At 39.4% G+C, this 5,745-nt stretch carries 7 protein-coding genes and 2 pseudogenes; 5 read left to right on the forward strand and 4 right to left on the reverse strand.

From position 1 onward, the window contains the following. A pseudogene (locus tag H5072_RS10375) lies at positions 1–254 on the forward strand (LysR substrate-binding domain-containing protein); the annotation flags it as partial. 86 nt (positions 255–340) lie between these two features. Here H5072_RS10375 and H5072_RS21125 read toward each other — a convergent pair. Then, positions 341–514, reverse strand: a complete 174-nt coding sequence (locus H5072_RS21125) for a LysR family transcriptional regulator (RefSeq protein ID WP_310735878.1) — start codon at positions 512–514, stop codon at positions 341–343. Between the two features lies 1 nt (position 515). After that, positions 516–1,421: a LysR family transcriptional regulator gene (locus H5072_RS10385; RefSeq protein WP_182693486.1), complete on the reverse strand. Its 906-nt coding sequence runs from the start codon at positions 1,419–1,421 to the stop codon at positions 516–518. A 105-nt stretch (positions 1,422–1,526) separates the two neighbouring features. Between H5072_RS10385 and H5072_RS10390 the strand changes: the two genes are divergently transcribed. Together H5072_RS10390 and H5072_RS10395 are read left to right on the forward strand one after the other, a co-directional pair. After that, positions 1,527–2,303 carry a class III extradiol ring-cleavage dioxygenase gene (locus H5072_RS10390; RefSeq protein ID WP_182693487.1) on the forward strand — a complete coding sequence of 259 codons (777 nt, stop codon included), beginning with the start codon at positions 1,527–1,529 and terminating at the stop codon, positions 2,301–2,303. Between the two features lie 80 nt (positions 2,304–2,383). Then, entirely contained in the window at positions 2,384–3,061 is a 678-nt protein-coding gene (locus tag H5072_RS10395; protein ID WP_024591580.1) for a haloacid dehalogenase type II, read from the forward strand. A 61-nt stretch (positions 3,062–3,122) separates the two neighbouring features. On the opposite strand, the gene H5072_RS10400 is transcribed toward H5072_RS10395, so the two are convergent. Continuing rightward, a complete protein-coding gene (locus H5072_RS10400) occupies positions 3,123–3,998 on the reverse strand; it encodes a LysR family transcriptional regulator (protein WP_182693488.1) in 876 nt (291 codons plus the stop codon). 114 nt (positions 3,999–4,112) lie between these two features. Here H5072_RS10400 and H5072_RS10405 point away from each other — a divergent pair, with 114 nt between their 5' ends. Both H5072_RS10405 and H5072_RS10410 read left to right on the forward strand, forming a co-directional pair. Then, the gene (locus H5072_RS10405) at positions 4,113–4,613 is read left to right on the forward strand and encodes a lactoylglutathione lyase family protein (RefSeq protein WP_002959229.1); all 501 of its coding nucleotides are present in this window, start codon (positions 4,113–4,115) and stop codon (positions 4,611–4,613) included. 198 nt (positions 4,614–4,811) lie between these two features. Further along, positions 4,812–5,255, forward strand: coding sequence for a GNAT family N-acetyltransferase (locus H5072_RS10410; protein WP_182693489.1), 444 nt, complete (start codon positions 4,812–4,814; stop codon positions 5,253–5,255). Positions 5,256–5,492: 237 nt separating this feature from the next. Here H5072_RS10410 and H5072_RS10415 read toward each other — a convergent pair. Continuing rightward, positions 5,493–5,745: pseudogene (locus H5072_RS10415) on the reverse strand (hypothetical protein); the annotation flags it as partial.

Raw genomic sequence — 5,745 nt, forward strand, 5'->3', positions numbered from 1 at the left:
TATCGGGCTCTAAACTTAAAAAAGTATTTGTATCGTCGATGACAGAGCTTTTAAAAATACAGGCTTTAGAGGGTAATGGCATTGCTTGGTTACCAAACTATGTCATTACTAAAGAGCTAAAAGAGAAAAGTTTAGTTGTGGTTGGCCAAAAGCATCATTGCGTACCTATTACATATTATGCGTATCGGTACCATGCAGCGCTTCACCCTGGCGGCGAGAGCGTCTGGAATAAATTAAAAGAGCTAAATGTATAACGCAAAAAATTACTGTAAACCCCCATTACAGTAAAATGGGCGTTATTAATTTAACGCGCTCACAGTAATATGAATCTGTTTTTTAATTATATTCCTATTTTATTATGGATTTTTACTTCCATAATAATTGGGTGTTTTGTCCCTTTTTTAATTTGCTTAGATAGTGACGAATTACCCATATCATGCAGTGCTGCGGCTTTGGCAAATGAGCCTTGTTGCACTACATCTACAAATAATGTTAATTGATTACTTATCGATATATCACTGTCCTAAATCCCAGTAAGGTGTATCGCCATAATAGCCACTTGCAAAATCAACAAACGCACGTACTTTACTGGGTAAAAACTGTCTGTTTGCATACACCATGTAAAGCCCCATTGGCTCGGGTTCGTAGTCATTTAAAATGCGCACTACTTTACCTTGAGCCAGTGCTTCCCCTGCTATAAATGTTGGCTGCATAGCAATACCACCACCCGCAATGGCTGTATTTAGTAGCAAATCACCATTGTTAGCCACAAAGTTACTTTCAAGCTTTAGCTCGCTTTTTAACTCATTAACCCCAAATAATCGCTTTGTGGGTTCGCTGTGGGAATAGCGTAAATAATTATGTGACTGTAAATCTAGCAGTGTTTGTGGCGTGCCATGGCGTTCTAAATAGTCGGGTGATGCAAACACAGCTAGGTGTATAGGTGCAATTTTTTTAGCTATCAACGTTGAGTTTTTTAATACACCAATGCGCAGAGCAATATCAATACCCTGCTCTACTATATCTACATATTGGTCGGTGAGCCGTAAATCTAACTTTAAATTTGGATACTGATTTTGAAAATCAACCAACAAACCTGCTAAATGCTTAGTACCAAACGACATAGGTGCACTAATACTAAGCACACCCGATACACTTTCGCTTAAGTTGTTTAGTGAGTTTTCCATGTCTTCAATATCAATAATCACTTGCTGACAACGCTGATAATATTGATTTCCAGCCTCTGTAACACTTACTTTTCGCGTTGTACGGTGTAATAAACGCGTGCGTAGATTATTTTCCAGCGCAGAAATATATTTGCTGACTAACTGCGGGGAAATATCGAGCTTATCGGCCGCTTTTGAAAATGATCCTTCTTGCACAACGGCTAAAAAGGTCTTCATGGTGGTGAGCTTATCCATATTTAACAATACTTTGTTGATAATGTATAAATAAGTATCATATTTATCGTCAAATTAGAAACTTATATAGTGTTTATAACACGTCTATTTGTTTAAGGTTTTAGTATGACTCAGCCTGCTTTATTTATATCTCACGGCTCGCCAATGATGGCTGTACAGCAATCGGCTACGTCAGATTTTTTTGCATCATTAGGTCAAACGCTTAGTAAACCACGAGCTATTGTGGTGTTTTCTGCCCACTTTGATGAAGCGCACGATATAGTTATTACATCCGGAGATGCGCCGCATACTATTCACGACTTTTATAACTTCCCCAAGCCCCTGTATGAAATTCAATACCCAGCACTAGGAGACCCTAAGCTTGCTAATACTATTAGTGAGTACTTTTACAAAGCGGGTATTAAAACGGTGCAAAATGCAGATCAAGGGTGGGATCATGGTGTGTGGATCCCGCTGCGCTTAATGTACCCAGCAGCTAATATTCCCATTGTTCAGGTGTCTATTAACACGCGTTTGGGCGCTCAGGCTATGTATAAATACGGGCAGTTACTTGCACCACTGCGCTACGATAACGTATTAATTATTGGCTCCGGCGGGATTAGTCACAATCTACGTGAAATATTTAAAAATCCTGCTACACCTAATCGTGTTCAAATGGTTAATGAGTTTACCCATTGGGTTGAGCAAAAATTAATAGCGCAAAACACCCAAGCGTTACTTAACTATTTAAATGAAGCACCCCATGCTTTATTTAATCACCCTACCCAGGAGCACTTTTTACCTCTTTTTGCAGCGCTTGGAAGTAGTGACGGTAAAGCCAAAAAAATACATGAAGATATAGAAATGGATATTTTAGCGCTTGATGCGTATAAGTTTTATTAAATTGAGCGTTCGTTCAAAGTAAGTTAAGCTGTAAGCAAGTACTCTAAAATCAACTTAATTTATTTTATTGCGGAGCAAACATGGCAACTACACTTGCATTTGACGTATACGGTACGCTAATAAACACTCACGGCGTACTGTCCTTACTCGACGACATGATTGGCGATAACGCCCAAGCATTTTCAAATACATGGCGCGAAAAGCAATTAGAGTATTCATTTAGACGTGGATTAATGCAAAATTATATTCCTTTCTCGCTATGTACAAAACACGCACTCGATTACGCCTGCTTAGCGCACAAAACCGAGCTAAGTGAAGATCAAAAGGGGCAACTGCTAGAGCTTTATAAAACGCTTCCTGCGTTCGATGATGTAAAAGCAGGCCTTGAGCAATTAAAAGCGAAGGATTACCGTTTGTTTGCATTTTCAAACGGCGCTGCCGACGCAGTTCATACCTTATTAGAAACCGCTGGCATTAGTGAGCTTTTTGAAGGGGTAGTAAGTGCCGACGACGTTAAAACCTTTAAACCAAACCCAGGGGTTTATAGCCACTTTTTACGCGAAACTAATTCAACAGGCGCAAACACGTGGCTTGTATCAAGTAATCCGTTTGATGTAACCGGTGCTATATCGCACGGTATGCGCGCGGCGTGGATTCAACGATCTAAAGACTCAATCTTCGATCCGTGGGAAATACAGCCAAATACAATTGCAACCGACTTACTTGATTTAAAAGCAAAATTAGAAAGCGTTAATTAATTTTCTATTCCCCCTTTTGCTTATGGTATTAAGTGCCGTGGGTGTAAAGGGGGTTTACGTTTTAACTATTTACTCCCGCCTTTATTGCTTCAATTACTGTATTCATGCGCTTTGCCATTGGCCTATTTCGGTGATGGCACACATAAATATTTTCGCTAATCGGATTAGCTAAGTGGTGCGTTTTAATAAGCGCAGGTTTATTAAATGCGCTAACGGCATGCGCAGGTAAAACCGTAAAACCTAGCCCTAAACTTACCGGCTCCAGTATTAAACTTATCTGGTTAGAAAACCCCGTGCGTTTAATTTGATCAACATGTTCAAACTCACTGTAGTTTTCGCTTAGTAGGAGCTGTGCGTGGTGTTTTGCATCGGGGTGGCCAATAAAGCCAAGCTCACATAAGACCTCCCACGTTGGGTTTTTAATATGTGCGGGGGTGACAAGTAATAAGGCTTCTTTACCAATTTTGTGGCTGGTAACTTCGCTAAGCGTCGGAGCTTGAGTTAAAAAACCTATGTCGGCACTGTGGTTTGCCACAGCTTGCTCTACACTTGTATTGGGTGCAAAGCGATAATCAATATTAAGCTCGGTATGCTTTGCCTGCAGCGCTAATAATTGGCTATAAAATTGTAGCCCACAACTACCAGGCGATTGTATTTTTACCAAGCCGCTGTAAGGCGAATCATCTTTTAATTGTTGTTCTAAAAATTGCCATTCCTTTAATAACAAGCTGCCTTGTTGATACAAGTTTTGCCCATGTACGGTAAGGGTAAATTGTTTGCCGTGGCGCTCTAATAGCGCGCAGTTTACTTGCTGCTCAAGCTTTTTAATATGCTGGCTTACGCCAGATTGGGTCATAAAAAGGCGTTCGGCGGTTTGGGTAAAGTGATTTACCTCAACCAACGTACAAAACGTGTTTAACCATGCAGGGTTTATCATTACAAAACATACTCAAAATGATGATTAATGATAATTTTACTTAATATTGTTCAGTTCGTAAACTAACTCCATCAACTAGCCACAAGATAAGTCACAAGTTAAAGAGGAAGCATTATGAGTCATACATATCCACGTAGTTTTTCGCACATTGGTATTTCGGTTCCCGACGTTGAAAAAGCAGTCGAGTTTTACACTAAGGTTATGGGTTGGTACACAATAATGGAACCGACTTTAATTACCGAAGACAAAAGCCCAATTGGCGAAATGTGTACAGAAGTATTTGGCGAAAAGTGGGAAAAATTCAAAATAGCGCACCTATCTACAGGGGATCGTATTGGTGTCGAAATTTTCGAATTTAAAAACCAAGAAAACCCAAAAGACAATTTTGAATACTGGAAAACAGGCATCTTTCATTTTTGTGTTCAAGACCCTGATGTAGAAGGTTTAGCTGAGCGTATTGTAGAAGCTGGCGGTAAAAAACGTATGGAAGCCCCTCGTTATTACTACCCGGGTGAAAAGCCGTACCGCATGATCTACATGGAAGACCCGTTTGGTAACATCCTTGAGATTTACAGCCACAGCTACGAGCTTATTTACAGCGCAGGGGCTTATTAAAAGCACTTAGCCTAAAGCATTTTGCTAAAAGCAAAGGCCGCAGTATTTATTACTGCGGCCTTGTTGTTTTAGATAGGCGTGTAGATCATTATTTAAGCTAATTTAAGGGGGTATAAAAATCAATCTCTTCATTTGTTTGATTATAGGTACATACACTGATAGCTTACTAATTACACAAAGTTGTACTGAAGGAAAAATATAAAGCTGTCATTGGAAGATATCACCGCCGATAACTACGAAGCCATATGCGATTTAGAGGTTGCTAAAACACAAGAAGAATACCTAGCGTGTAATATGTGGTCGTTAGTTGAGGCGCACTACAATAGCGGGTATACCTGTAAAGCTATTTACCTAAATGGTGTACCAGTAGGCTTTTTTATGTGGGTACAAGAAACCCCTACAAAGGTTTCTATTTGGCGCTTTATGGTGGATCAAACTCATCAAAATAAAGGCATTGGGCGCAAAGCCCTCAATATGGCTATTGAAGAGATTAAAACAACTTCTAAGCTTGAACAAATCGAGATTTGTTACAACCCGCTAAACCCTGTTGCTAAAGATTTTTATTCAAGTTTTGGGTTTGAAGAAGTTGGCCTCGATGAGGATGACGACGATATGTTAGCGGTTATTAAAATTAGTAGTTAACTCATCATAAGTAGGTCGCTGATTTTAAGGAATAATAGTTGTAAAATTAAATCTGACAGCCGTGTATGTGCCAGTGCAGGTCAGATAAGCGAAGCGCCACCCGACACAGTAAAGTACCTTGCTAATTATTATCAGTATTTTATGTTGTCGAGTGGCTGGAGAGTGCCATGAGCAGACATTGTTAACGCCCTTACAATGGGCTAAAATCAAGTGAAGAGCATAGCCTCGTTTTACTAACTATATTCTCATTGTATGCACAAACGAAAAGCCTGTTGCTTGAGAAAAGTAATATATTCTATTAGTTTTAGGCTCAATACCCGCACAATTTTTAACACCACACCCCAGATAATGAAGAGTTTTAAAACCCTTTTTGTAAGGGACTGAAATTATGTTCTTACCCTTGGTTTCATTTTTTGTATGTTGCTCTAATAATTCCTTGGCATGATTTTGACCTTTATTCTCAAAATAAACCAAGCTTAATAAAAATGAG

The sequence above is a fragment of the Pseudoalteromonas sp. SR45-5 genome (assembly GCF_014163565.1).
Classification (GTDB): domain Bacteria; phylum Pseudomonadota; class Gammaproteobacteria; order Enterobacterales; family Alteromonadaceae; genus Pseudoalteromonas; species Pseudoalteromonas distincta.